The sequence below is a fragment of the Flavobacterium sp. KH_001 genome, from assembly GCF_057840745.1.
Window position 1 is genome coordinate 1,982,634 of the sequence record NZ_CM174520.1, and the last position, 25,888, is coordinate 2,008,521.

Genomic DNA, 25,888 nt, shown 5'->3' on the forward strand with positions numbered 1-25,888 from the left:
CTCCAGCATTATGAATAAAGTTATTGAAGATTTTGATGGTCATTTACTTATTTGGCAAATTATAAATATCATCGGACTAATAATCATAGTATATGTATTGTATTTGCTCATTAAGTTTTTTCGAAACAAGTATAAAAAATAAATCAAAAAGAGACTGATGATTCTTCATCAGTCTTTTTTTGGTTTTAAAGAAGTGTGCTATTTTATAACTTTTAAATAAGGCTCAATGTCAGAAGCTAATTTGTCATTTAACCAAATTGTTTTTTTAGTAACAGAATTTGAGGTTCTGTTGTATTCAATTTTTATTATATCCGTATTATTTTCGCTCCATTGAATATAAGTTTGAGGATATTGTTCTTCTGCTGAGCTATTTAAGAAAATACGAATAATGTTGAGACCATCTTGTTTGTAAATCATAAAATTTCGAGGATAATCCGTACCGTTCGGTTCTTGAATTAATTTACCCTTAACCAGATAAAGTATTTTAATTTTACTTTGATCGATAGCACTTGAATTATCGGGATTTAATAAGTCATCACCATTTGAGTTAATAACAGAAATGTTTAAGATTGCATCATAATTAAATCCGTCTATAACAATCTCATCAGAATTACAACTGATCAAAAAGAATATGGTTAGGCAAATCAAAATTATTTTTTTCATGTTTTTGGTTTTAAAAATCGAAAGTAAATATAAGAAAAAAGCCATTAAACAATTTTTTATTGCACTCTAAATTTCTCGCGATATTCAATGGGTTTCATCCCAACCATTTTATAAAACACTTTTCTGAAAGCTTTAGGATCGTTATAACCTGTTTTTTCTATAATTTCCGAGATAGAAAGTTGCGTCTGTTCCAGATATTTCTTAGAACTTTCGACTCTAATATTTTGTAAATATTCAATTGGAGGAATTCCGGTTACTTGCTTGAATCGACGTGTCATGTTTCGGGAACTTGTCGGAATGTCTTTTGTAATTTCTTCGAGTTTTTCAATACTGTGATACTGATTTTCAATTTTTTGCTGTAGCATGGCCACTAAAGTGTCATTGTGTAAATGATTGGGTCTGAAAGTGCTGAAGTAACTTTGTTTGTATCGGTTTAAATCAATCGAGAAAATTTTGGCAATTTGCACCGCAATTTCATTTCCGCAATATTTCTGAATCAAAAGAATGAGTAAATGAAAGGATGAGGTCGATCCACCACTGGTATATAAACTTCCATCAGCTGTTAGCGTTTCTTCTGATTTTAATTTTACTAAAGGAAAAGCTTTTGTAAAAGCACTGCAGGCATCAACATGTGTAGTAGCGAGTTTTTCATTTAATAAACCAGAAGCGGCAAATAAAAAAGCACCCGTACAAAAACTAGCGAGTTCAGCTCCGGCTTTATGTTGTTTTTGCAGCCATGGAATAAATTTTTTATTCTTCGCGATCATGTCACTCATGTTATCGGTTGTAAAAGCCGGAATCAAGATGAGCTCCAGATTTATATCTGAAGTTTCGATCGCATTCACTTCATAACCAAACAAATGTTTTTGCTCGATTTGTTCAACCGATTGAAAAACCATTATTTCAAAAGGTTTTTCAGCTCCTTTATGTAATTTATTGGCTGTCTCAAAAACTTCCAAAATCGCTGCTATACTTAGTAGTTTATAATCATGCGGTACAATTAAAGCTATTTTCTTGCTCATGGTTTTCGTCTTTTGGGAAAGTTATCATCATTACAAAAATAAGTAATTTGTCTTAAATGACCCTAAAGTTGACTTTTAATATAATCTAAAGCCTGTTCTAAAATTCTAAATTTGTGTCAGATAATTTGTAATTTTATAAATATGAAAACAAAAATTTTCTTAAATCTTCCTGTGAAAGATTTAAATAAGTCGATATCATTCTTTAAACAATTGGGTTTTTCGTTTGATTCAAAATTCACAAATGAAAAAGGCACTTGCCTTATAATTGGTGAAAATATATTTGCAATGCTTTTGGTAGAAGATTTTTTTAAAACATTTACTCAAAAAGAAATTTGTAATACAACAACTAGCATAGAAATGATTGCGGCGATTTCTGTTAAAAGTAGAGAGAAGGTTGACGAAACTCTGGAAGCGGTTGTTCAGGCTGGTGGTAAACTACACAATGAAGCTAAAGATTATGGCTGGATGTATCAAAGAGACTTTTTTGATTTGGACGGACATCATTGGGAGATTTTTTATATGGATGAAAGCCAGATTCCGACTGAAATGTAATCTGAAGAGATGCAAGAATAATTTTGAAGCGCTATTATTCAGAGTTTTAAAGAACAATTCAATTAACAAATAAACAATAAAAAATAATGATCACAGTACAAAACACAATTAATGCGTCAATAGAAAAAGTTTGGAATTTCTGGACATTACCGGAACACATTACAAAATGGAGTTTTGCTTCTCCAGATTGGCACACACCATACGCGGAAAATGATTTGAGAGAAGGCGGAAAATTCAAATCGACTATGGCAGCAAAAGACGGTAGTATGAGTTTTGATTTTGAAGGCGAATATACTTTGGTAAAACAAAACGAAGCCATTGAATATGTTATGGCAGATGGAAGAAAAGTCGAAATAACTTTCAAAGAAACACCAAACGGAGTTGAAGTAATCGAAAGCTTTGACCCTGAAACGCTAAACCCAGAAGAAATGCAACGCGGAGGCTGGCAGGCAATCCTGGATAATTTTAAAAGTTACACAGAAGCGAATTAGTTTTTAGGTTCAAAGGAGCAAAGTAACAGAGGTTCAAAGGCTTTGAAAAAAAACTTTGTGTCTTAGTGCCTTTGTGGCAAAAAAAGTTTAACGAAAAACAGTAAAAAAATGACAAAACAAATATGGCTGAATTTGCCGGTAAAAGAGGTGGCAAAATCAAAAGCTTTTTTTTCGAAAATAGGTTTCTCTTTTAATGAAGAACATGACACGCCAAGTTCTACTTGTATGGTTGTTGGCGAAGGAAAATTTGTTGTAATGCTTTTTGAAGAGTCATTATTTGCCAGTTTTTCTCAAAACAAATTGACGGATACACAAACGAGTTCAGAGATTTTAATTTCGATCGATGCAGAAAGCAAAGAAGAAGTGGACGACCTGGCAAAAAAAGCAGCAGAAGCAGGAGGAAATGTTTTTGCTTTACCTGCCGAAAGTCAAGGCTGGATGTATGGTTGTGCTTTTGCCGATTTAGACGGTCATCGCTGGAATGTTTTATTTATGGATTTTAGTAAATTATCATAGTTATGGAAACAATTGAAACGTTAGAATTTAAAATTAGAATCAAAGCTTCGGCAGAAAAAGTTTGGTCAGTTTTATGGAACGACGAAACGTATAAAAAATGGACAGGAGCTTTTTGTGAAGGATCGTATGCAATAAGCGATTGGAATGAAGGCGATAAAATTCATTTCATGTCTCCAAACGGAGAAGGAATGAATAGTATTATCGAAAAGAAAATTCCAAATGAATATATGGCTTTTAAGCATCTAGGAGAAATTAAAGACTTTAAAGAATTGCCTATCGACGATGAAACTAAAAAATGGAGTGGCGCAATGGAAACCTATCGATTAACAGCAGATGATGAGTTTACGGATTTGGTTGCCCAGGTTGATGTGGTAGAAAAATATATCGATTATTTTAAAGAAGCCTTCCCAAAAGGATTGGAAACAGTTAAAGAACTTTCTGAGAAATAGAGGCAAGAGAATAGAGTAAAGAAAAAAGAGTACAGACTATAACAAAAAAACAAAAAATATCATGGCAACATCAGTAAACCCTTATTTAATTTTTAACGGAACTTGCGAAGAAGCATTTCTGTTGTACAAATCAGTTTTTGGAGGAGAATTTCCGTATATCGGAAAATTTAAAGACATGCCTGCAAACGAAGACGGAGGTTGTGCGGAAGTATCAGAGAAAGATGCAAACAGAGTAATGCACGTTTCATTGCCAATCGGGAATACCATTTTAATGGGAAGTGACAGTAATGATCAATCTGGCGATGTCGTTTTTGGAGGGAATTTTTCAGTTTCAATCAATGTAGAAAGCGCAGCTGAAGGAGATAGGATTTTCAACGGACTTTCAGCTGGCGGAACAATTTATATGCCTATGGGTAAAACTTTCTGGGGAGCCTATTTCGGAATGTTCAAAGATAAATTCGGCGTGAGCTGGATGGTTAATTTTGATGAATCAGAACCAATTAAATAATTAAAAGTTATGTTATTTTAATACACGAACATAATTGTTAAATTAATTCAAAAAGCACATCGTTATGTGCTTTTTGTGTGTAAAAAAACAAACAATATCCTTTTTTATCAAAGATAGAATGCCGATTTTTGTCGCATCAAAAACAATAAGCATAAAATGGCAATAGAAGATAAAGAGATTATTTTATTAAAAGTTTCAGGACACGATAAAATAGGGGTTACAGCAGGTTTAACAGCTGTATTGGCGACGTACGATGCTAATATTTTAGATATCGGTCAGGCCGATATTCATGACACACTTTCTTTAGGAATTTTATTCGAGATTGAAGCTGGATCTTCTTCGGCTCCTGTTTTAAAAGACTTGTTGTTTAAAGCTTACGAATTAGAAATTAAAGTAAAGTTTATTCCCATTTCTATTGAAGATTATGAGCAGTGGGTAAAATCACAATCAAAACAACGATACATCATTAATATTTTAGGCGAAAAACTAGCCGCATCACAATTGGCTGCTGTGACTAAAATTATGTCAGACCAAAACCTGAATATCGATTCTATTATTCGATTAACGGGAAGAACTTCTGTAGTTGATCTGGAAGAATACCCACGTTCTTGTATCCAACTTTCTGTTACAGGCGAAATTGTAAATAAGATTCTGATGACTGCTAGTTTTATGGAAATTTCAAGAACTTTAAATGTCGATATTTCTTTCCAGGAAGATAATATTTACAGAAGAAACCGTCGTTTGGTTTGCTTTGATATGGACTCCACTTTAATCCAAACAGAAGTAATCGATGAATTGGCGGAACTGAATGGAGTAGGCGATCAGGTAAGAGCGATAACAGAATCAGCAATGAACGGTGAAATTGATTTCAACGAAAGTTTCAAACAACGAATGGCGTTGTTAGAAGGTTTGAGCGAAGAAGTTTTGCAAAAAGTAGCCGAAAATCTACCAATAACGCAGGGAGCACACCGTTTAATGAAAGCCTTAAAATATTACGGTTACAAAACTGCAATTCTTTCTGGAGGATTTACCTATTTTGGAGAATACCTTCAAAAAGAATTAGGTATCGATTACGTTCATGCTAACAAATTAGAAATTAAAGACGGTAAACTAACCGGAAAATATATAGGCGATATCGTAGACGGTTTAAAGAAAGCCGAACACCTAAAAGCCATTGCCGAAAAAGAAGGAATTCACATCAATCAAACAATCGCAGTTGGAGACGGTGCTAATGATTTACCAATGCTAAACTTAGCCGGTCTTGGAATCGCTTTCCACGCAAAACCAAAAGTAAAAGAAAGTGCTTCAACTTCAATTTCAAGTCTTGGTCTTGATGGTGTTTTATATCTTTTAGGTTATCATGACCGATATATTGATATGATGTAATTCTCATTGAATAGACGAGCAAATCACACAAAGTTTGTCATTCTGAGGAATGAAGAACCACACAAGAAGCTCGACAATCAAAATAAAAAACCTTAGTTCAAATAGGAGCTAAGGTTTTTTTTATGGGCATGTCCCGCCGAAAAAGGCGGGTCGGGCTATCCGTTACAATCTTTTGTGCCGAACCCCGGCACAAAAGGATTTCCACTTCTATCCCTCATGCGGTTTAGTGGAATTACAGTTTCAAAAAAGTAAAGGTGGTAAAGAATTCGTGCTAATTCGTGAAATTTGTGGCTAACTTTTAATAGCACACATCTCCTTCAACTGCTCCAAATAATCTCTCTGATTCGAAAGTCTCGGAATCTTATGTTGTCCACCTAATTTATCTCGTTCCTTAAGCCAATCATAAAACAAATTCTCACGAGCTACATTAATCACCAAAGGATTTAATGTCATGTTGTTGTAACGTTTGGCTTCGTAATCAGAATTTAAAGCCTGCAAGGTTTCATCCAGAACTTTCTGGAAAAGACCAACATCAGCTGGTTTTTTCTTGAATTCGATCATCCATTCGTGTGCGCCTTTTTCTTTGTCCTGCATAAAAATAGGAGCAACAGTATAATCGACAACTTCGGTCTGAGTAACCTGACAAGCTTTTGCAATCGCCTGATCGGTATTTTCGACCATTAACTCTTCGCCAAAAACATTAATATGATGCTTAGTTCTTCCGGTAACTCTAATTCGGTATGGATTTAAAGAAGTAAAACGAACAGTATCACCAATTAAATAACGCCACAAACCAGAATTGGTCGTAATAACAATTGCGTAGTTTTTATTCAACTCAACATCTGCCAAACGAATCACTTTTTGGTTTGGAGTATCAAAAGTATCCATCGGAATAAATTCGTAGAAAATTCCGTAATCCAGCATCAGCAATAAATCGCTTGAATTGTTTAAATCCTGAATGGCAAAAAAGCCCTCAGAAGCATTGTATATTTCGTAGTATTTAAAATCTTTGCTAGGTAAGATCTTCTTGTATTGTTCTTTATAAGGAGAAAAACTCACACCACCGTGAAAGTAAACTTCCAGATTTGGCCACAGTTCCAACAGGTTTCCTTTTCCTGTATCTTCAAGAACTTTATTCATTAAAACCAACATCCAGGAAGGAACACCGGCAAAACTGGTCACATTTTCAGTTTTGGTTTCATTTATAATAGCGGCAATTTTCGTTTCCCACTCACTCATCAATGAAGTTTTACTGCTTGGCGTACTGCTGAATTCAGCCCAAATCGGCATGTTTTCAATTAATATTGCTGATAAATCTCCGAAGAAAGTATTGTTGTTTTCGTAAATCTGAGAGCTTCCGCCCAAGCGAAGACTTTTTCCTAAAAACAATTCCGAATCTTCATTATTATTCAAATACAAACAAAGCAAATCTTTACTTCCTTTATAATGACAATCTTCAAGTGCCTCATTACTTACCGGAATAAATTTACTTTTGGCGTTGGTAGTTCCGCTCGATTTGGCAAACCACTTTATTGGTGTTTCCCAAAAAACGCCCTGCTCACCCTGACGTGTTCGTTCAATTAAAGGCTGTAGTTCTTCATACGTAGCAATTGGTACTCTTTCAGCAAATGTCTGGTAAGAATTGATCGATGCAAAATCATATTTTCTTCCAATAACAGTATTTTCAGAGGAGGTCAATAAATTATGCAATAGCTCTTCTTGAACTTCATTCGGGTATTTTAGAAAAAGTTCTATTTGATGTATCCTTTGTTTTAGTACCCAGGATGCGAAAGAGTTAATGATTGATACGGGCATGAATAATTTTAGATTTTAGATTGTTGATTTTAGATTGCTGATTTTGTGTTATTGTAAAAATCAAGAATTTAAAATTTGAATATCATTAGACAAAGATTAACTTTGCCTTTGTATCAAAAATAGTGTTTTTTTGTAAAAAACAATTCTATTTGAAGTAAAGATTCCAGTTCGAAAGTGGAATTTTAACAATAAAAGTTCACTATCCTGAGCAAATCTAAAATCTAAAACCAGCAATCTAAAATACTATGCAATATCAAGGCGTACTTACAAAAATGCAGACAGAAATCGGAACTCCAATTCAGTATTATCTGGTTTTTGAAGATAGTTTTCTTAGTATGAATCAGTTATTGAATAAGGAAATCGAAATTAATTGTACCGGTTTTCAATGTTTAAATTGTGGTAAAAAGAAAAAAATCTACAGACAAGGTTTTTGTTATGATTGTTTTTATTCAAGTCCGGCTGTGGGCGATTGGATTATGAGACCTGAGTTGAGTACAGCTCATTTAGGTATTGCAGATCGTGATTTGGCTTATGAGGAAAAGGTGCAGTTACAACCTCATATTGTTTATTTAGCTTTGTCAACTGAAATAAAAGTGGGTGTAACGCGCAAAACTCAGGTACCGACACGATGGATCGATCAGGGTGCAACGCGTGCTATTGCCATTGTTGAGGTTCCAAATCGATATTTGGCCGGAATTACCGAAGTTGCTTTGAAAAATCACTATACAGATAAAACCAATTGGAGAAAAATGCTTCAGGACACTGAAATTGCTTTTGACCTGCTTGCTGAAAAAGCAAAAGTAGAAAGCTTACTTCCGTTAGAAGTACAAGAATATTTTTATACAAAAAGTGATGATTTATATGAATTGAATTATCCGGTTGTAAGTTACCCTGCAAAAATTGCGAGCTTGAATCTAGATAAAACGCCAACTTTCAGTGGTAAATTAGTTGGAATTAAAGGTCAGTATTTAATTTTCGAAGATGGGACAGTTTTTAACGTTCGTGGTTCGGAAGGATATGTTGTTACAATAAACGTCTAGTATTATCGGTTAGTCGTCTAACTTAACTGTCCAACCGTATAGTATATTTCTGTGAGCGAAATAGCTATCGTATTTTTGAAACTTCTAAGCGATTCAAAATGTGAATGTTGAAACATTTACTTACAATATTGTAATAATTGCTTAATCAAAGAAATTACTTTTAGAAGCTAAAAGATTCTAGTTTTGAACTAGTTCAATCTTAGGTTTTTTTTGGAATTTAAATGAAGATTTAATAATACTTTAAGCTATTCGAGAAATGGGTATTTTACAAAATATAAATATTGTTAGGCGCAAATTAATGCGTAATCTTACTAAGAATATTGGGAAAGCAAACTCACAAAGCGATATTATTTTAGCTGATAAGGAAGCTATTAAGAGAATCCTGATCTGTAGGCCAAATGGAAGATTAGGAAACTTATTATTGATTACTCCTCTTGTTCAGGAAGTCACTGATATATTTCCAAATTGTAAAGTCGATTTGTTTGTTAAGGGAACATTAGCGCCAATAATCTTTAAGAATTATGAAAGCATTGATAATGTAATTGATTTGCCTAAAAAGCCTTTTAAAAGTTTACTAAAATACCTGAATGTCTGGATTTCGATAAAAAGACAAAATTATGATATGGCGATCAACGTCGATCAAAATTCTTCTTCAGGACGTTTAGCAGTTCAGTTTTCAAATGCTAAATATAAATTTTTTGGAGATTCAAATGAGGATGCTCTATTTCTAAAAAAAGATTACGACCATATCGCAAAATATCCAGTTTATAACTTCCGTAATTATTTAACCAAACTTAGATTTCCAAAAAGAAACAAAATTATACCTCCATTAGATCTTAAATTATCTTCATCTGAAATAGGGGAAGGCAAGAAAATTCTAAATGACCTGGTAGAGAATGAGAAAAGAACAATCTGCATATTTACCTACGCAACTGGTTCCAAATGTTTATCAGAAGAATGGTGGGATCATTTTTACACACAGCTTACAACGGAATACAAAAACTATAATATTATTGAAATTTTACCAGTAGAGAATGTCTCTCAAATAGGATTTAAAGCGCCAACATTTTATAGTAAAAATATTCGCGAAATAGGATCGGTAATTGCCAATGCTGATTTATTTATTGGTGCTGATAGCGGTATTATGCATTTGTCAAGCGCTGTGCAAACTCCAACAATAGGATTGTTTTCTATTTCAAAACTAAAAAAGTATGAACCTTATGATAATTGCAGTATTGGAATAGACATTCATTTATATACAGATAAGGATTATTTAAAAACTATAAATTCAATTTTGAATAATGGAAAATTAAATATTTATTCAAATGCGATATAGTAAAATATAAGTTGAATAAAAAAGGCATCTGATGCGTCAGATGCCTTTTTTGTTGTTTTAATTTTTCTTCTTAAACAAACCATTTATTAAATCGCTTGCTTTTTTTGTAGTTTCCTGAGTCTTTTGCTCTTTTTCTGTCTTTGCAGCTTGCGTTGTATCTTTTGGTTTTGTGTTTTTATTAATCAAATCATTAAGGGCTGATGTTCCTTTTTGAGTTAATTTTTCCTTTTGCTGATTCGCAACCTGAGATGCTAAACTGCTAACAGCACTTTTCATATCAGTTGAAACTTTCGGATTAGAAAAGTTTCCTGTAATCATAGCGTTAATCGGAATGTTTTGCAGTTTTGCCTGATCTGCCGGAGACATTTTTGCGATAAATGCATTGGCTTCACTTCCTAAATATTTTGCCGGAACATCTAATTTTAAGTTGTAATTCATCGTTTGGTCAAAACCGTGAGTTCCGCCAACTGTAATTTTAATATCCTGATATTTGATATCAAATGGTTTTACATTTACTTTTCCGTTTTCAAAAGTCAACGCCGCTTTTATATCATTCAAATTCACTTTATTCATATCAATGAATTTAATGTTTGAACCTAAAGCATTCAATAAAGTTGAATTTTTTGAATTTATGGTAGTAGAAAGTAGTTGCCCTAATAAATCTCCTGAAATTGATTTTAAATCCGGAGTTAATTCTTTAGCATCCAGATTTCCATTTAATTTAATAGTTGAATTCAATTTTCCGTTGATGATTCCTGCTATAGGAGCGATCTTTTTCATCATTTCTAATTGCGTAAATGTCTGCGCAATATCAACTTGACTGAAGCCTAAATTCATGTCAAATGTTGGTACTTTTTCCTTAGTTGAAACCGCTCCGGTTAAACCAATTGTCCCTCCAAAAATAGATGTTTTAAAGTTTTCTAAAAGTGCTTTTTCGTCTTTTACAATTAACCTTCCAGAAACATCTTTTAGTTTTAAATTGTCATATAAAACTGTTGTTGCTTTTGCATTAATAGTACAATTTAAGAATGCAGGTATCTTCATGGCTTCAGTTGGTTTTGCTGCCGCTTTTTCAGTTGCAGGTTCGCCTTCAGTCATGAAATCATCAACAGCCAACTGATTAGAACTCATATTGAAGTTCCCTCTCAATTCTTGTTTTTTAAACATAAAACCGTAGAAATTCTCCAATACTCCATTAATAGCAATGTCAGATTTCCCGGTAGTAGCATTAAATTGTTTCAGGTTGATTTTACTCGGATTGAATTCAACTAAAGCCGTACTAATGTTCATTGACTTATTGTTTTCATCAGTATATTTAAATCCTGATAAACTCATAGTTCCGGCATTTTTGATATTTTGATATTGGCTTTTTTCTACTGAAGCCATATCAAATTCTGTAGTAACATCCGCTTTTAAAATACCAGCCAAAGGTTTCTCCATTTTGATTGGATACGCTTTTGAAAGGTTAGCTAAATTGATAGTTCCTTTTAAAGCAGCATTTACGTATGGATTTATCGTTATGTTTTTAATATTCGCTTTTGCATTAAAAACATCCTGATCGATACGGAATGAAAGTTTGTCTAAATTGACGTAGGTATCATTTAGAATTCCGGTTTCATTTATTATTTTAGTATCAATTACAATATTCTGAACTGATTTTGGTAAGTTCGGATATTGAAAAGAAGCATTATTAGAAGCAATAGCAATATTGAATTTCGGAACAGTAGTATCGGTTAATTGTCCTTTTGCAAAACCAACAACAGTAAAGTCTCCGGTTGTTTTTACACCATCTAAACCAGCGGCATAAGCCGAAGGAATCAAACCTAGGAAGTTAGTAAAAGATGAGGTTGGAGTTTTAAATTTCAAATCATAAATCTGGCCGGCATCAACCATTTGAATAAATCCGTCAAATTCTAAAGGCAACTGATTGATCAAAGCTTTGTTTTCTTTAAAAGTGTATTTGCTTTGCTCTAAATCAATTCCTAAAACAGCGTCTAAAGTCAGTTTTACATTTTTCATGTAATTGATTTTATCCATATCCAAAGATACTTTTGCAGTAGATTTCGTGGTTAAATCCAGTTTTGAATTAGTAAAATCTCCAGTTCCTTCGTGATTTAAACTGTCAATTACCATTTTAATTTTAGAACCCTGATCAATATATCTGAAAGTGAAGTTCTCGATTTTGTAGTTCTGAATTTTTAAAGAAAGTGGTTTGCTTTTGTCATCTTTAGTATCTTCCTTTTTGTCTTTCAAGGCAATATCAAAGTTACCAACACCATCTTTATTAAAGATAATATTGATTAATCCATTTGTAGAACTAATTCCCTGAATATTCAATGGTTCTTCTTTCCCTTTGAAAATTTCCTTGATGCTCATTTTAAGATTCAATTCTCCCAAAGAAACCAAAGTATCACCTTCAAAAGGTGCTTTGTTGATAATGACTAATTTCTCAATTCCAACTGTCGCATTTGGGAAGTTTTTAAATAAACTTAAATCGGCATCAGCAAAACTCACTTTGGCATCTACACTTTCGTTGATGGCTTCTGCAATTTTTGCTTTTATCTGATCTTTAAAAAAATAGGGGATGGCAAATAATGCCGCAACAAATACCACGAGAACAATGGCGGTAATCTTTAAAATTTTCTTAAGCATAATTATTTATAGATTTGAGGGTTTACGTTGCTATTAACTAGTTGCAAAAATAATTTTTTTTATATGATTTTAGTAATAATTTTTTCACAATAATGTAGGAATATTTTTAATGGTTGTCAAAATTAAAAAATCCGCTTGACTATAGATATCAAACGGATTTTTAATGGTTTTATGATTTTCAATTTACTTTTTAATAAAGGAAACAATCTTACTGGTCATGACTTCAGAAAGAGGTAAAGTTTCGTTGTTATAACTTTCTAAATTGGCTTGTTTATCACCTTCAACTATTTTCATAACATGATTCATTTTGTCTACAATTAGTAGTTCTGCATTTTTATTTGCCTGAGATAAAGTTTCAGCATCTTTTACCGTTACCTGCAAATCGTTGTTTCCCTGAACAATTAAAATCGGCACGTTTAATTTTTTAATTTCTACTTGCGGATTGTATTTAAACCATGAAATTAAATAAGGCTGAATGCTAGGTCTAAAAAGAGCGTTAAGCATTGGGTCTACTTTTTTGACCTGATTTCCACTTTTCAAACTATCAATAATCGGGAAAGTCATATCCTCGATTTGTTTATTAGATTTTGATGCGATTTGTGTTTTGATAAGTTTGTCTGCAGATTCTCCTGGGCCAGCAATAGAAATAAATTTATTTGCTTTTGCTCCGGCAATCATTCCAATTAAAGAACCTTCGCTATGACCGATAATCACAACTTCTGAAAAACGTTTGTCTTGTTTCAATAAATTAATCCAGCTTTTTGCATCTTCTGTATAATTTTCAAAAACCAAACTTTGCTCTGAAATAGCAGAAGCTTTACTTTCACCAATTCCTCTTTTATCATATCTTAAAGATGCAATTCCATTTTTAGCCAAAACTTCAGCCAGCATCTTCAATGAATTGTTTTTCATCATTGGATTATTGCCATTTCGGTCTGTTGGCCCAGAACCGGCAATAATTAAAGCAACGGGATATTTCTTTGTTAAATTGGGTGTTGTCAACGTCCCAAAAAGTTGGTCTGTATTAATTTTTAAAACTATCGGAGCTTCTTTAAAAACAACTGTATTTTTTTCCTGAGCGTTTACAAAACTCAAGAATAAAACATTTATAATAAACAGCAGTATCTTTTTCATTTTTTGTGAATGGAATTACTTAATATTTATTCCGAAAGGAAGCATTGCCTGAACGCCTTGTTGTCTCTGAAATCTTTTCACCTGTTCAATCAAAAGATAGTTTTCTTCGCCAATTTCTTCTTTTATGAAGGCTTCTTTAGATTGTGCAAAAGGCAGATTTGCTAAAAGATCACCAAATGTTTTTTCATATTCAGGATAATTCTGTGTACTGTATGATTTTACTTTTGCAATTTTTGCAGCTTCTGCAATGGCGTCTTTCAATCCTCCAATTTTATCAACTAAACCAATTTTTAATGCCTCGCTTCCAGACCAAACTCTTCCTTGTGCAATCGCGTCTACTTGTGCAAATGTCATTTTTCGGCCTTCAGCAACATGTGTTACAAAAGTGTTATAAATGTGTTCAACACCTTCAAGAGTAAAAGCTTTAAATTTTTCATCAACAGGAACAAACGGACTATAATTTGCCGAATTCTCATGTGTTTTTACTTGTTCTGTGTTGATACCTAATTTAGTCGCCAATGGTGAAAAATTTGGTAAAATTCCAAAAACGCCAATAGATCCAGTAATAGTATTGCTTTCAGCAAAAATTTTGTTGGCATTACAAGCAATATAATAACCGCCCGAAGCAGCATAATTACCCATAGAAACTACTACCGGTTTTACTTTTTTAGTTACTTCAATTTCTCTCCAGATCAGGTCAGAAGTTAAAGCACTTCCTCCAGGACTGTCAATTCGTAGTACAATTGCTTTTACATCATCATCTTTTCTGGCTTCTTGTAGAGAACGACGCATTGCACCTTCCCCAATTACATTAACATCACCTTCTCCGCCTGTAATTTCGCCTTGTGCATAAATAATTGCAATTTTGTCGCTTGCTGTATTGGTCAAAGCAGTAGTAACATTATTTTGAGTATAATCTAAAATCGATATTTTGTTATAGTCATCATCCCCCGTTACTTTTAACGCTTTTTTGATAGCATTGTGATAAACATCTTCGTACGCAACAATGTCAACTAAACCTTGTTTTTTAGCCATTTCCGGAGTTCTGGCCAATAAACCATTCGCTATTTCATTTAATTTTGGAAGTGGAATATTGCGGCTTTTTGATATATCAGTAGAAACAGTTGTCCAGATAGAGTTCAAAAGGGCTGTAACCTGTTCTCGGTTGGCATCACTCATTTTATTTTCTAAAAACGGCTCAACAGCACTTTTATATTTTCCGTGACGAATCACTTCCATATGAATACCTGATTTGTCCTGAAAATCTTTAAAAAACATGACCTCAGAAGAAAGTCCTTTGAAATCTAAATCTCCAGCGGGATTCAAATAAATAGTATTAGCAACGGAGTTCAGGTAATATTCTTTTTGAGAATAAGTATTGGCGTAAGCCCACACAAATTTTCCTGATTTCTTGAAACTTTCAAGTGCGTTTCTCAAATCTTTATATTGCGCTAATCCTAACGAAGATTCATCGTTTAAGATCGAAATTCCCTTAATATTGTCGTCTGTCTTTGCAGCTTCGATAGCGTTGATAACATCGCTTAAACCAACTCCCTCCTGATCAGAAAAAACAGTTACCCAAGGGTCTTTATATTTTCCGGCGTAATCGTTTTGTATTTTTTTTAGGTCCAATTCGATAACCGAATCATTTTTAACGGAAACCTTATCATCTCCGCCAAAAATAGCTCCAATAAGGATTACTCCGAAGAAGAATAACATAATGAATACAAAAATACCAATCACTGTGGCAATTACATTTCCTAAAAACTTCATAATTATATTTTTTTAATAAGTCGCAAAAAAGGTTGGTTTGTTACAAATATAATCTAAATCACAGGTAACGCTCTTACATGATTTATAAAATAGTTGTAGTTTATACATTTTTAAATTCTCTAAAATAAAGATATGTTATTTTTAGATTAAGTGCGTTTTTTTAAGAAAGGTTTCTGTAGAAAAAGGATAAAAAAAGAGTTTGAAATAATTACAAACTTATGATTCTTGAAGTAAATAATGTGAGTAATTCTGAAATAGTTTTAGTTAATTTGCATTATGAAGTCACAGCATCAAATCGTTTTATCTATCGGCAGTAACCAGGGAAATCGGTTAGAAAATATTGAAAGTTGTATCGCTCTGATACATCAGGAAGTAGGAACGGTTATTCAGGTTTCAAAGCTATATGAAACTCCGGCCTGGGGATTTGAAAGTGATGCTTTTTATAATTGCGCATTGCTGTTGCACAGTACTTCATCGGCACAAAAAATACTGAATCAGGTTTTAAAAGTCGAAAAACAGCTGGGACGCGTTCGTTCCAGTCAACAAGGTTATCAATCCCGAATTATAGATGTTGATTTGATTGTTTTTGATGATGAAATTATTGATTCAGAGAAACTTCAGGTTCCGCACCCATTAATGCAGAACAGAAAATTTGTATTAATGCCCATGCAGGATTTAAAATTAAACTGGAAACATCCTGTTTTTCAAAAATCTGTTTCGGAATTAATTACTATTACATCAGATGATAGTGTTTGTACGGTTGTTCAGGATTTGAAAAATCCTTTGCAGGAAATTCCGTTAGAAAAGTTTAATTATATTGCTTTTGAAGGAAATATTGGTGCTGGAAAAACAACTTTGGTAAATAAAATTGCTGACGATTTTAATGCTAAAACAGTTTTGGAACGTTTTGCTGATAATCCTTTCTTGCCTAAATTTTACAAAGATCAAAATCGATATGCTTTTCCGCTTGAAATGTCTTTTTTAGCAGATCGCTATCAGCAATTATCAGATGATTTAGCGCAATTTGATTTGTTTAAAGATTTTGTCGTAGCAGACTACCATATTTTTAAATCATTGATTTTTGCCAAAATTACATTGGCAGAAGATGAATATCGTTTGTATAGAAACCTATTTGATATTATTTATAAAGAAATGCCAAAGCCTGATTTGTACATCTATTTATATCAAAATACAGAGCGTTTACTTCAAAATATCAAAAAGCGCGGCAGAAACTACGAACAGAATATCGAAGGAGAATATTTGGATAAAATCAACACAGGTTATCTGGATTACATTAAATCTCAAACAGATCTGAATGTTTTAATCATTGATGTCTCTGATCGTGATTTTGTAAAAAGACACGAAGATTATCTTTTCATATTGAATGAAATTCAGAAGAAAATAGGATAATGTATCAATGTGCCAATTAGAAAATTAGATAATTGTTTTTATAGCATTCCAGGTCATTATCTAATTATCAAATTGACACATTATCTAATTAGTATTATCTTTTTAAAGAAAAATGTCCTCTCAAAACGGGTTGTGTATCGTCGATTTTTAAGGCATACCAATAATCAGAAGCGGGTAGAAGGGCTTGATTAAAAGTACCATCCCAACTCATTTTAGAAGCAGTTAATTGTGTTATTAATTTTCCGTATCGGTCAAAAATAGTGACTTGCGCCTGCGGGTAATTTTCTATTCCGGTTACCTCCCAGACATCATGATAAGTATCATTGTTCGGAGTAAAGAACGCTGGGAAAACAAGTACTACGAAAGATTTTGGATTTCCTCCGGGACAACCAGTTTTATCCCTTGCATAAGCGTTATGTAAACCACCTGAAACATCATAAAATACATTAGAAGCTTGAAAATTACTTCCATCAACAGAATATTGAAAATAGTCTTCGTCTTTCACAAGGTTAATAGTCACTGTTGTTCCATTTACATTAATGTTATTTATTTGAGGAATCAGATGCTCATCAACTATAATGGTTTTTGTATTGGAGCAGTTATCAGAATTCGTAACAACAACAGTATAAGTTCCTCCTTTATCTACAGGAATTGTTTGAGTAGCTTCTCCTCCGGTTGACCACGAATAAGTCATTCCTGCTATTCCGGCATCTAATATAATTGTTTGTCCCAGGCACAAAGGAAGTGTTTCATCAGTAACAACAGGAAGAGCGTGAATTTCAATATTTACCGGTGTTCGGGTATCGTAAGCACAAAGGCCATTTGAAGCCTCGGCATAATATGTCGTACTTGAAGAAACGATTGGAGTGTAGCTTTGACCTGAATGTAAACTTGTACCTCCAATAGCTTCCTGAAACCAATTTATTTCACCAATGTTTGCACTGGCTTCAATAGTTACTGGTCCTGGTCCGCAATTACTATAAGTTGTTTGACCTGCGATAGGTGCAGTAGGTGTATGATTGATTGTTGCAGTAACTGACTTTCTGTTAGAATCGCATCCTGCATCTACATAATAAGTTGTAGTTGTGCTTATTGGTGGTGTTACAAAAGAAGGTCCAGTATGAATTGCAGTCCCTCCGGTGGCCTGATCGTACCAATTAATTATCGCTCCTGTTGTTGCTGTAGCAGTAAAATTAAAACTTCCTGAATCGCACATTGGAGCAGGATTTGGATCTGGAGTTGCTACAGGAATTGTAATTTTAGTACTTGCTGCTATTTCTAAAGGAAGTTCGCCAGCGGATCCACCATATTCAACAACATAACCTTTGGGTTGGTAGTTGCCACTTACATCTCCGGAATTTGATAAGTCATTCCATGAGCCTTTAATGCCGACTCCAGGCTGTGTAATATGGGCATAATCTTCGTCTCCTAGATTATTTGGTTCGCCATTATTCCAGAAAGTATAAGACATTACTGTTCCCGCTTCAGGGCCTGTAACCCATTTCCAGGTTCCTTCTGTTTCTTGGTCACTTCCTCCAATCCAGCCCGTTCCTGAGGCTTGTTCTCCACTTAACTTGGCTTCATCAGCTGATAAAAGAGTTGCCAGATAACCTTTTAGGCCGTAATAACTACTTGTCTCAGCTGCTGCTTTTGCTGCGGTCCAGGAGATACCAACACTCGGGACGTATAAATAATAATGCCCTGTAGAAGGCAGATAATTGGCTTGACCAACTGTTATGGAAAAGGTTCTGGTTCCCGAGGCTATAGGAGAAGAATTAGAGAAGACCACATTTTTAATTGCAGCTTCCAAATCAGAATATAAAACATCTCCTCCGGTTGGACTTGATAATACTAGTTTTCCTTCATTAGGATACCAGCCTTGTACAATCGATGAGTGTGCGGCAGGATTTTGAATTTCTATTTTATCAAGACCACTAGAGTAACCTGAAGAAATCTGAATATAAACAGCTTTTGTTCCAAGTTCTGCAGGATCATGAGAAATGGTAAACGATGTTACAATATTTATAGCGGTTAAAGGGCAGTATAATTGATTTCCGGTTGCTTTAAGAACAGGAGGAGTGATTACATACGTAGTTTTTGTATTTTTTCTTTTATTTGATTTAAGGCTGTCGTTGGCAGATTTTGTCTTAGCCTTATCCAATGTTTTAACTTTCTCATTTGCATGAGATTGATAAAAACATAAAGCAAAAAATATAATGGCTATTTTAAAGAAATTGATAGTTTTCATTTTATAAAAGTATCAATTTTATAATAATAAAAAAATATATTTCAATTTCTAACATTTAGAAGCAAGATATACTGAAAAATAACATTTATTCAGCATTTGGCCAGTTTAATTTTTGGAACAAATCCCAAACTACAATTCCGGCGCTTACTGCAATATTTAAGGAATGTTTGGTGCCTAATTGCGGAATTTCAATACAGCCGTCACAGATGGCAACAGCTTCTTGCGAAACACCGTACACTTCATTACCAAAAACTAAGGCATATTTTTGATTTTTGGTTACTTTGAAATCCTGAAGAAAAATAGAGCTTTCAACTTGTTCAATGGCAAGTGTTATTACATTTTCTTTTTTTAGGTTTTCAATAACTTCCAAAACATTTTCATGATGTTCCCAGGCTACTGTTTCTGTAGCTCCAAGAGCGGTTTTGTGAATCTCTTTGTTTGGAGGAGTCGCTGTAATACCGCATAAAATGATTTTTTCAACCAAAAAGGCATCAGAAGTTCTAAATACAGAACCAATATTGTGCAAACTGCGAATATCATCCAAAACTATTATAAGAGGTGTTTTTTCTGATTTTTTAAAATCTTCAATCGATTTGCGATCCAGTTCGCTGTTTTCAAGTTTTCTCATTGGTGTTGTATTCAGGTCATAAAAAAAGCTTCCAAAGATAAGGAAGCTTTTTCGATTATTTTATTTTCTTTTCAGATTAGCTTTTTACCGGGTCTGGTAAAACAGTACCTTTAATAGTAAGTACTTTTGTAGGTTGTCCTTCAGCATTAGAAGTAACAGTTACTGTTTTTGTAAAAGCACCAACTCTGTCAGTAGCATATTTTACTCCAATAATTCCTTTAGCACCTGGAGCGATTGGCTCTTTTGGTGTTGTAGGTACAGTACAGCCACAAGATCCTTGCGTGTTTGTAATGATTAATGGTTTTGTTCCGTTGTTTACAAAAACAAACTGACGGTTACCGTCAGCATTGTGAGCGATAGTTCCGTAATCGATTGTTTCGTTTTCAAAAACCATTCCTGCTCCTTGAACTTTAGCAACTTTGGCTTTTTTAGCAGTTTGAGCATTTGAAGCTGTAATTCCAACTACAGCGATCATAACAAATAAAATTATTTTTTTCATCTTTAAGAGTCTTTGTTTTAATTATGAACAAATCTATAGAAAAATCTAATATCTCTAATCAAAAAAATCTTAAAAATATTTTAATTTTTGAAGCTCTTCTATATGCCGCCAAAATATTATAAATTCGCTGTCATAAATTTTCATTTAAAAACATTACAATTTGGCAGCGAAAGAGAAAGTGGTGAAAGAAACACCCTTAATGAAACAGTACAACGAAATCAAGAGAAAATATCCTGATGCATGTCTGCTTTTCAGAGTAGGTGATTTTTACGAAACCTTTGGAGAAGACGCCATTAGAGCTTCTAAAATTCTTGGAATAACATTAACCAAAAGAGGTGCGGGGTCTGAAACGGAGACGGCTTTGGCTGGTTTTCCACATCATTCTATTAATACGTATTTGCCAAAATTAGTCAAAGCCGGACTTCGTGTTGCTATTTGCGATCAGCTTGAAGATCCAAAAATGACTAAAACTATTGTAAAACGTGGTGTTACTGAATTGGTAACTCCGGGAGTTTCTTTAAATGATGAGGTTTTACAATCTAAATCAAATAACTTTTTAGCATCAGTTTATTTTGCTAATAAAAATATCGGGATTTCCTTTTTGGATGTTTCAACAGGAGAATTTTTAACGGCTCAGGGAAATGCAGAATATATTGATAAACTTTTGCAAAATTTTAATCCGAGCGAAGTTTTAGTTCCGAAGAATAACAAAGGTGATTTCAAAGCTGCTTTTGGAGACGATTTTCATAGTTTTTATTTAGAAGACTGGATTTATAAAGAAGATTATGCTTTAGAAACTTTAACGAAACACTTTCAAACCGTTTCTTTAAAAGGTTTTGGAGTCGAAGAATTAAAAGAAGGAATAATAGCTTCCGGAGCGATTTTGTATTATTTATCCGAAACTCAGCATAATCGTGTACAGCATATTACGGCAATCCAGCGTATTGCTGAAGATGCGTATGTTTGGATGGATCGTTTTACGATTAGAAATTTAGAATTATATCACAGCTATAATCCGAATGCTGTAACGCTCTTAGATGTAATTGACAGAACGCTTTCTCCAATGGGTGGACGTCTGTTAAAACGTTGGTTGGCTTTACCATTAAAAGACAGCAATAAAATAAAAGGCCGTCATGATGTGGTTTCGTATTTGAAATCAAATCCTGAGGTTTTGCATAATATTCAATACCAAATCAAGCAAATTTCAGATTTAGAACGTCTGATTTCTAAAATCGCGGCAGGGAAAGTTTCACCACGTGAAATTGTTTATTTGAAAGAATCTTTGGATGCGATTATTCCAATTAAAACTTTAGCATTACAAAGTCCGCAGGAAGCGGTGAAAATTATTGGAGACAGTTTACATGCCTGCGATTTATTAAGGGAAAAAATCAAAGTAACTTTAAATCAGGATGCGCCGGTTGCCATTGCAAAAGGAAATGCTATTGCAAAAGGAATTAGCGAGGAATTAGACGAATTGCGTGCCATCTCGACTTCGGGAAAAGAGTATTTAGAAGGAATTGAAAAAAGAGAATCAGAAAGAACAGGAATCTCATCTTTGAAGATTTCTTTTAATAATGTTTTTGGATATTATATCGAAGTTCGAAATACGCATAAAGATAAAGTTCCAACAGAATGGATTCGTAAGCAAACTTTAGTAAATGCGGAACGTTATATTACAGAAGAACTAAAAGAATACGAAACCAAAATTTTAGGAGCCGAAGAAAGAATCCATAAAATTGAAACCGATCTTTTTGAGCAATTGGTAGCCTGGATTGCGACTTATATTAAGCCGGTTCAAATGAATGCTAACTTAGTGGCGCAATTAGATTGTTTATGTTCATTCACACAATTAGCGGTTGAGAATAAATATGTATGTCCGGAAATTGATGAAACTTTCGAATTAGATATTAAAAATGGAAGGCATCCGGTTATTGAAAAACAATTGCCAGTTGGAACACCTTATATTGCTAATGATGTTTATTTGGACAGAGAAACGCAGCAGCTTATTATGATTACAGGTCCGAATATGTCTGGTAAGTCAGCTATTTTGAGGCAAACAGCATTAATTGTGTTGTTGGCTCAAATGGGAAGTTTTGTTCCGGCGGACAGTGTTCGAATGGGAATTGTAGATAAAATCTTTACAAGAGTAGGAGCGTCGGATAATATTTCGATGGGTGAATCTACTTTTATGGTAGAGATGAATGAAACCGCTTCTATTTTGAATAATATCTCAGACAGAAGTTTGGTTTTATTAGATGAAATTGGAAGAGGAACGAGTACCTATGACGGAATCTCGATTGCCTGGGCTATTGCCGAATTTTTACACGAACATCCGGGAAGAGCCAAAACATTGTTTGCAACTCATTATCATGAGTTGAATGAAATGACAGACTCACTTCCGAGAATTCAGAATTATAATGTTGCAGTAAAAGAATTAAAAGATACTGTTCTGTTTGTTCGTAAGCTGGTAAAAGGAGGAAGTGCACACAGTTTTGGAATTCACGTAGCTAAAATGGCAGGAATGCCTCAGACTGTAATTTTGAAAGCGCAAAAACTTTTAAAGAAGTTAGAGAAAAACCATTCAAGCGATGCCTTAAACGGAATCAAATCGGCTAATGATGAAATGCAGATGAGCTTTTTTAATTTGGATGACCCATTGTTGGAAGAGATAAAAGAAGAGATCTTAAGCCTTGATATAAACTCGATCACGCCGGTTGAAGCATTGATGAAACTCAATGAAATTAAAAGGATGATTGTTAAGAAATAAATTTCAGATTTAAAGTTTAGGTTATCAGAAGGTTATAAAATAAGTGTAATTTTTTTTTAAAAAAGGCTTGTATAATTGAATAAATGTCCTAAATTTGCACTCGCAATACAGAACAAGTCAGGTATTGTAGTTCTTACAAGAATTTGAAAGGCGAAAATAGCTCAGTTGGTAGAGCGCGACCTTGCCAAGGTCGAGGTCGCGGGTTCGAGCCCCGTTTTTCGCTCAAAATCATATAATGCTCGGATGGTGAAATTGGTAGACACGCTGGACTTAAAATCCAGTGAACAGCAATGTTCGTGCGGGTTCAAGTCCCGCTCTGAGTACTAAAGCCTCTTCTTTTGAAGAGGCTTTTTTTATTGTGTAAATTCACGCACTGGAAAATAAATTTGCGAAGTAAATTTATTTTAAAGAATCTAAGAATCTAAGAATCTAAGAATCTAAGAATCTAAGAATCTAAGAATCTAAGAATCTAAGAATCTAAGAATCTAAGAATCTAAGAATCTAAGAATCTAAGAATCTAAAATCAACAATCTAAAATCTAAAATCTAAAATTAATAAATGGGTGCTTTTGTAATTAGCAGGCGATTTAATGATGAGTATAAATTTGTGTTTACTTCCAGGAAAGGGAAAGTGATTTTTACCAGTTTGAGTTATGAGTTGAAATTTGAGTGTGAGGAAGATATTGAGAAATTTAAAGTGAATATTGAACAGGCTAAATTTTTGAAATTTAAAGGCTCGGGAGGAAAGTATTTTTTTAAATTAATGTTGGGTGAGCTTCACTTTGCTACAAGTCGAAAATACACTACAGAATTGCTTTTGCAGAAAGGAATAAAAGAAATTGTAAACTATGCTTCAAAATCAGAAATTTTAGATTTCTCGTCAAATGAATCTATTTTTGAGGATGAGGAAGTAGTTGAGGATGAGATGGACTAAGAAAAGAAATTCCAAAATAAAAAATTCCAAATTCCAGTAGGTTTGGTTGGTTGTGTTGTAAGATCGTAAATAAAAAATTCCAAATTTCAGTAACATAAGGTGTGTTATTGGAATTTGGAATTTTTTATTTTGGAATTTTTTAAATTTTGAGCAAAAAAAAAACCATCTCAAGGATGGTTTTAAAATTTTTAGAACTTAGGTTCTAATTATTTTTTTACTTCTTCTACTTTAGCAGCAGCAGAGTCAACTTTAGCAGCAGCAGAATCAACAGTTGCAGCAGCAGAATCAACTACAGCAGCAGCAGAATCAACAGCAACAGCAGTAGAATCTACAGCTGGCTCAGCAGCAGCATCAGCTTTTTTACAAGAAACAACAGTTAAAACAGCAACAACAGCTAAACTTAAAAATACTTTTTTCATCTTACTTTATTATAAAAGGTTAATTATTAATTCGTGGCAAAGATATAAATTTTTTAATATGTAAAATATTTTTTCACTTTTTTTTTAAAATATTTTCCTTGCTCACGATTATCTTATTTATCAAAGAATATGCCAAAATACTAAAAAAATGTTATATTATTGATTTTTTCGTCTAAATTATTTTTTATTGAATATTCTATAAGTGAATTGGCTGTTTTGATTCTCTTATTTGCACTTTGTTTTGCTTTTGAGTGATTATTGCGCAAGTTTATAAGCGTAAAATAATGCGATTTAAACGATTTTTATATTGAACGCGGTATGGAAATCTGTTTTTAGTGTTTTTGAGGTCTTACGAAACGATTTTCATTATGCTTTCGGTGGCACCTTTATTCTCTTGAATGTAGGACTTGCAGATTTGACTCTTTTCTTTTAAGTACTTTTCATCCAAAAGCAAGTGATCAAAATTTTGTTTTAACTCTCTACTATCTGAAATTACAATGCAGCCTCCAATTTTAACGAGTTCAACTGCTTCTGCAAAATTCGAATAATTTGGACCAATAACTATCGGCACACCAAAGGTTGCAGGTTCGAGGATGTTGTGAATTCCCGGGTTTCCAAATCCTCCGCCAACATAAGCAATAGTTCCATAACTATATATTTTAGTCAATAAACCTATTGTGTCTATAATAAAGACGTCATAATTTGATAAGTCTTTAATGTTATCTTTTTCAGAAAATAAAACCGTTGATTTTGAAATTTGAGATTTTAAATTTGAGATCTGGTCTTGTTTGATATTATGTGGTGCGATAATAAATTTTACAGTTGATGGAGCCTGATTTATATATTCAGCTAACAGGGCTTCGTCCTTTGGCCATGAACTTCCAATAACTATAGTAGGAGTGTTGTTCTTAAATTGTTCAATAAAATCTAGAGTATTATTTCTCTCTAAAATTGCGGCAACCCTGTCGAAACGAGTGTCTCCTGAAACGATAACGTTTTTAAATCCGATAGCTTCGATTTTTTCTTTTGAATTTTCATTCTGTACAAAGAAATAGGTGAAGGCTTTTAATGCTTTTCTGTAGAAACCGCCGTACCATTTAAAAAACATCTGATTTTCTCTGAAAATTCCGGAAATTAGATAAGTTGGAGTTGTTGCTTTTTCCAGCTCCTTTAAGTAGTTCAGCCAAAATTCATATTTAATAAAAAAGACTAATTCAGGATGGGCTAATTTTAGGAACTTTTTCGCATTGCTTTTAGTGTCTAAAGGCAGATAAATAGTAACATCGGCAACATTATTGTTCTTGCGGACTTCATAGCCGGAAGGAGAGAAAAAAGTAACAATGATTTTATGCGAAGGATATTTTTCTTTGATTTTTTCGATAACAGGTAAGCCTTGTTCATATTCGCCAAGTGAAGCAGAATGAAACCAAATAGTCTTATCTGTTGGTTTTATTTTTTCTTCTAGAATAGTAAAAACATTTTTTCTTCCTTCAATAAAAAGCTTGATTTTCGGACTAAAAAGTGCTACAATTTTCAGAAAAACCCCCGCAATAGAAACAACTAAATTGTATAGAAAAAGCATATATGTAATTTTGGTGCTAAATTACGCTTCTTTCAATTATTTTCATTGCCCAAAGGTATTAAATA

22 protein-coding genes and 2 tRNA genes are annotated in these 25,888 nt (G+C 33.5%); 13 read left to right on the forward strand and 11 right to left on the reverse strand.

Annotated features, from left to right (window positions below):
• Window positions 1-198: 198 nt before the first annotated feature.
• Both AC3ITQ_RS08605 and AC3ITQ_RS08610 read right to left on the reverse strand, forming a co-directional pair.
• Entirely contained in the window at window positions 199-708 is a 510-nt protein-coding gene (locus AC3ITQ_RS08605) for a hypothetical protein (protein WP_489238063.1), read from the reverse strand.
• An 11-nt stretch (window positions 709-719) separates the two neighbouring features.
• Complete coding sequence (locus AC3ITQ_RS08610; protein ID WP_489238065.1) at window positions 720-1,685, reverse strand: GlxA family transcriptional regulator; 966 nt, start codon at window positions 1,683-1,685, stop codon at window positions 720-722.
• A gap of 141 nt (window positions 1,686-1,826) precedes the next feature.
• Between AC3ITQ_RS08610 and AC3ITQ_RS08615 the strand changes: the two genes are divergently transcribed.
• The 6 genes from AC3ITQ_RS08615 (at window position 1,827) to serB (ending at window position 5,587) form a co-directional block, all read left to right on the forward strand.
• The gene (locus tag AC3ITQ_RS08615; RefSeq protein WP_489238067.1) at window positions 1,827-2,237 is read left to right on the forward strand and encodes a VOC family protein; all 411 of its coding nucleotides are present in this window, start codon (window positions 1,827-1,829) and stop codon (window positions 2,235-2,237) included.
• Window positions 2,238-2,323: 86 nt separating this feature from the next.
• Window positions 2,324-2,728 carry an SRPBCC family protein gene (locus tag AC3ITQ_RS08620; protein ID WP_489238069.1) on the forward strand — a complete coding sequence of 135 codons (405 nt, stop codon included), beginning with the start codon at window positions 2,324-2,326 and terminating at the stop codon, window positions 2,726-2,728.
• 108 nt (window positions 2,729-2,836) lie between these two features.
• Window positions 2,837-3,244: a VOC family protein gene (locus AC3ITQ_RS08625; protein WP_489238071.1), complete on the forward strand. Its 408-nt coding sequence runs from the start codon at window positions 2,837-2,839 to the stop codon at window positions 3,242-3,244.
• A 2-nt stretch (window positions 3,245-3,246) separates the two neighbouring features.
• Window positions 3,247-3,693 carry an SRPBCC domain-containing protein gene (locus AC3ITQ_RS08630; RefSeq protein ID WP_489238073.1) on the forward strand — a complete coding sequence of 149 codons (447 nt, stop codon included), beginning with the start codon at window positions 3,247-3,249 and terminating at the stop codon, window positions 3,691-3,693.
• Between the two features lie 61 nt (window positions 3,694-3,754).
• Complete coding sequence (locus tag AC3ITQ_RS08635; protein WP_489238075.1) at window positions 3,755-4,201, forward strand: VOC family protein; 447 nt, start codon at window positions 3,755-3,757, stop codon at window positions 4,199-4,201.
• 156 nt (window positions 4,202-4,357) lie between these two features.
• Window positions 4,358-5,587 (forward strand): phosphoserine phosphatase SerB, encoded by a 1,230-nt coding sequence (serB, locus tag AC3ITQ_RS08640; RefSeq protein WP_489238077.1) that lies wholly within the window; start codon window positions 4,358-4,360, stop codon window positions 5,585-5,587.
• A 291-nt stretch (window positions 5,588-5,878) separates the two neighbouring features.
• Here the strand turns inward: serB and AC3ITQ_RS08645 are convergent, their stop codons facing one another.
• Complete coding sequence (locus AC3ITQ_RS08645) at window positions 5,879-7,402, reverse strand: GH3 auxin-responsive promoter family protein (protein WP_489238079.1); 1,524 nt, start codon at window positions 7,400-7,402, stop codon at window positions 5,879-5,881.
• Window positions 7,403-7,647: 245 nt separating this feature from the next.
• Here AC3ITQ_RS08645 and AC3ITQ_RS08650 point away from each other — a divergent pair, with 245 nt between their 5' ends.
• Entirely contained in the window at window positions 7,648-8,442 is a 795-nt protein-coding gene (locus tag AC3ITQ_RS08650; RefSeq protein WP_489238081.1) for a DUF2797 domain-containing protein, read from the forward strand.
• A gap of 256 nt (window positions 8,443-8,698) precedes the next feature.
• Window positions 8,699-9,778 carry a glycosyltransferase family 9 protein gene (locus AC3ITQ_RS08655; RefSeq protein WP_489238083.1) on the forward strand — a complete coding sequence of 360 codons (1,080 nt, stop codon included), beginning with the start codon at window positions 8,699-8,701 and terminating at the stop codon, window positions 9,776-9,778.
• Between the two features lie 57 nt (window positions 9,779-9,835).
• Here AC3ITQ_RS08655 and AC3ITQ_RS08660 read toward each other — a convergent pair whose 3' ends face one another.
• The 3 genes from AC3ITQ_RS08660 to sppA form a co-directional block, all read right to left on the reverse strand.
• Window positions 9,836-12,430, reverse strand: a complete 2,595-nt coding sequence (locus AC3ITQ_RS08660; protein WP_489238085.1) for an AsmA family protein — start codon at window positions 12,428-12,430, stop codon at window positions 9,836-9,838.
• 183 nt (window positions 12,431-12,613) lie between these two features.
• Complete coding sequence (locus AC3ITQ_RS08665; RefSeq protein ID WP_489238086.1) at window positions 12,614-13,564, reverse strand: alpha/beta hydrolase family protein; 951 nt, start codon at window positions 13,562-13,564, stop codon at window positions 12,614-12,616.
• A 15-nt stretch (window positions 13,565-13,579) separates the two neighbouring features.
• Window positions 13,580-15,337 carry a signal peptide peptidase SppA gene (sppA, locus tag AC3ITQ_RS08670; RefSeq protein WP_489238088.1) on the reverse strand — a complete coding sequence of 586 codons (1,758 nt, stop codon included), beginning with the start codon at window positions 15,335-15,337 and terminating at the stop codon, window positions 13,580-13,582.
• Window positions 15,338-15,613: 276 nt separating this feature from the next.
• On the opposite strand from sppA, the gene folK reads away from it, so the two are divergent.
• Window positions 15,614-16,747, forward strand: a complete 1,134-nt coding sequence (folK, locus tag AC3ITQ_RS08675) for a 2-amino-4-hydroxy-6-hydroxymethyldihydropteridine diphosphokinase (protein WP_489238090.1) — start codon at window positions 15,614-15,616, stop codon at window positions 16,745-16,747.
• 94 nt (window positions 16,748-16,841) lie between these two features.
• On the opposite strand, the gene AC3ITQ_RS08680 is transcribed toward folK, so the two are convergent.
• The 3 genes from AC3ITQ_RS08680 to AC3ITQ_RS08690 all read right to left on the reverse strand — a co-directional run bounded on the left by AC3ITQ_RS08680 (window position 16,842) and on the right by AC3ITQ_RS08690 (window position 20,122).
• Window positions 16,842-18,995: an Ig-like domain-containing protein gene (locus AC3ITQ_RS08680; protein ID WP_489238091.1), complete on the reverse strand. Its 2,154-nt coding sequence runs from the start codon at window positions 18,993-18,995 to the stop codon at window positions 16,842-16,844.
• 85 nt (window positions 18,996-19,080) lie between these two features.
• A complete protein-coding gene (locus AC3ITQ_RS08685) occupies window positions 19,081-19,623 on the reverse strand; it encodes an RNA methyltransferase (RefSeq protein WP_489238093.1) in 543 nt (180 codons plus the stop codon).
• 76 nt (window positions 19,624-19,699) lie between these two features.
• A complete protein-coding gene (locus AC3ITQ_RS08690; protein WP_375034288.1) occupies window positions 19,700-20,122 on the reverse strand; it encodes a DUF1573 domain-containing protein in 423 nt (140 codons plus the stop codon).
• A 160-nt stretch (window positions 20,123-20,282) separates the two neighbouring features.
• Between AC3ITQ_RS08690 and mutS the strand changes: the two genes are divergently transcribed.
• The 4 genes from mutS (at window position 20,283) to AC3ITQ_RS08710 (ending at window position 23,822) form a co-directional block, all read left to right on the forward strand.
• On the forward strand, window positions 20,283-22,889 hold the full coding sequence (gene mutS, locus AC3ITQ_RS08695; RefSeq protein WP_489238095.1) for a DNA mismatch repair protein MutS: 2,607 nt from the start codon (window positions 20,283-20,285) through the stop codon (window positions 22,887-22,889).
• 150 nt (window positions 22,890-23,039) lie between these two features.
• A tRNA-Gly gene (locus AC3ITQ_RS08700) sits at window positions 23,040-23,112 on the forward strand.
• Window positions 23,113-23,126: 14 nt separating this feature from the next.
• Window positions 23,127-23,212 (forward strand) — tRNA-Leu (locus AC3ITQ_RS08705).
• A gap of 235 nt (window positions 23,213-23,447) precedes the next feature.
• Entirely contained in the window at window positions 23,448-23,822 is a 375-nt protein-coding gene (locus AC3ITQ_RS08710) for a DUF1508 domain-containing protein (protein ID WP_489238097.1), read from the forward strand.
• Window positions 23,823-24,028: 206 nt separating this feature from the next.
• On the opposite strand, the gene AC3ITQ_RS08715 is transcribed toward AC3ITQ_RS08710, so the two are convergent.
• Together AC3ITQ_RS08715 and AC3ITQ_RS08720 are read right to left on the reverse strand one after the other, a co-directional pair.
• The gene (locus tag AC3ITQ_RS08715; RefSeq protein WP_026985591.1) at window positions 24,029-24,241 is read right to left on the reverse strand and encodes a PG1828 family lipoprotein; all 213 of its coding nucleotides are present in this window, start codon (window positions 24,239-24,241) and stop codon (window positions 24,029-24,031) included.
• A 349-nt stretch (window positions 24,242-24,590) separates the two neighbouring features.
• The gene (locus AC3ITQ_RS08720) at window positions 24,591-25,823 is read right to left on the reverse strand and encodes a 3-deoxy-D-manno-octulosonic acid transferase (RefSeq protein ID WP_489238099.1); all 1,233 of its coding nucleotides are present in this window, start codon (window positions 25,821-25,823) and stop codon (window positions 24,591-24,593) included.
• Window positions 25,824-25,888: the final 65 nt, after the last annotated feature.

What these genes read in the sequence shown, in the direction of transcription:
- AC3ITQ_RS08650 (WP_489238081.1), top strand. Translation starts at nt 7,648, where the DNA reads ATGCAATATCAAGGCGTACTTACAAAAATGCAGACAGAAATCGGAACT.
- serB (WP_489238077.1), top strand. Translation starts at nt 4,358, where the DNA reads ATGGCAATAGAAGATAAAGAGATTATTTTATTAAAAGTTTCAGGACAC.
- AC3ITQ_RS08620 (WP_489238069.1), top strand. Translation starts at nt 2,324, where the DNA reads ATGATCACAGTACAAAACACAATTAATGCGTCAATAGAAAAAGTTTGG.
- AC3ITQ_RS08720 (WP_489238099.1), bottom strand. Translation starts at nt 25,823, where the DNA reads ATGCTTTTTCTATACAATTTAGTTGTTTCTATTGCGGGGGTTTTTCTG.
- AC3ITQ_RS08615 (WP_489238067.1), top strand. Translation starts at nt 1,827, where the DNA reads ATGAAAACAAAAATTTTCTTAAATCTTCCTGTGAAAGATTTAAATAAG.
- AC3ITQ_RS08690 (WP_375034288.1), bottom strand. Translation starts at nt 20,122, where the DNA reads ATGAAAAAAATAATTTTATTTGTTATGATCGCTGTAGTTGGAATTACA.
- AC3ITQ_RS08610 (WP_489238065.1), bottom strand. Translation starts at nt 1,685, where the DNA reads ATGAGCAAGAAAATAGCTTTAATTGTACCGCATGATTATAAACTACTA.
- AC3ITQ_RS08635 (WP_489238075.1), top strand. Translation starts at nt 3,755, where the DNA reads ATGGCAACATCAGTAAACCCTTATTTAATTTTTAACGGAACTTGCGAA.
- AC3ITQ_RS08655 (WP_489238083.1), top strand. Translation starts at nt 8,699, where the DNA reads ATGGGTATTTTACAAAATATAAATATTGTTAGGCGCAAATTAATGCGT.
- AC3ITQ_RS08715 (WP_026985591.1), bottom strand. Translation starts at nt 24,241, where the DNA reads ATGAAAAAAGTATTTTTAAGTTTAGCTGTTGTTGCTGTTTTAACTGTT.
- sppA (WP_489238088.1), bottom strand. Translation starts at nt 15,337, where the DNA reads ATGAAGTTTTTAGGAAATGTAATTGCCACAGTGATTGGTATTTTTGTA.
- AC3ITQ_RS08645 (WP_489238079.1), bottom strand. Translation starts at nt 7,402, where the DNA reads ATGCCCGTATCAATCATTAACTCTTTCGCATCCTGGGTACTAAAACAA.
- folK (WP_489238090.1), top strand. Translation starts at nt 15,614, where the DNA reads ATGAAGTCACAGCATCAAATCGTTTTATCTATCGGCAGTAACCAGGGA.
- AC3ITQ_RS08685 (WP_489238093.1), bottom strand. Translation starts at nt 19,623, where the DNA reads ATGAGAAAACTTGAAAACAGCGAACTGGATCGCAAATCGATTGAAGAT.
- AC3ITQ_RS08660 (WP_489238085.1), bottom strand. Translation starts at nt 12,430, where the DNA reads ATGCTTAAGAAAATTTTAAAGATTACCGCCATTGTTCTCGTGGTATTT.
- AC3ITQ_RS08605 (WP_489238063.1), bottom strand. Translation starts at nt 708, where the DNA reads ATGGCTTTTTTCTTATATTTACTTTCGATTTTTAAAACCAAAAACATG.
- AC3ITQ_RS08680 (WP_489238091.1), bottom strand. Translation starts at nt 18,995, where the DNA reads ATGAAAACTATCAATTTCTTTAAAATAGCCATTATATTTTTTGCTTTA.
- AC3ITQ_RS08630 (WP_489238073.1), top strand. Translation starts at nt 3,247, where the DNA reads ATGGAAACAATTGAAACGTTAGAATTTAAAATTAGAATCAAAGCTTCG.
- AC3ITQ_RS08625 (WP_489238071.1), top strand. Translation starts at nt 2,837, where the DNA reads ATGACAAAACAAATATGGCTGAATTTGCCGGTAAAAGAGGTGGCAAAA.
- AC3ITQ_RS08665 (WP_489238086.1), bottom strand. Translation starts at nt 13,564, where the DNA reads ATGAAAAAGATACTGCTGTTTATTATAAATGTTTTATTCTTGAGTTTT.
- AC3ITQ_RS08710 (WP_489238097.1), top strand. Translation starts at nt 23,448, where the DNA reads ATGGGTGCTTTTGTAATTAGCAGGCGATTTAATGATGAGTATAAATTT.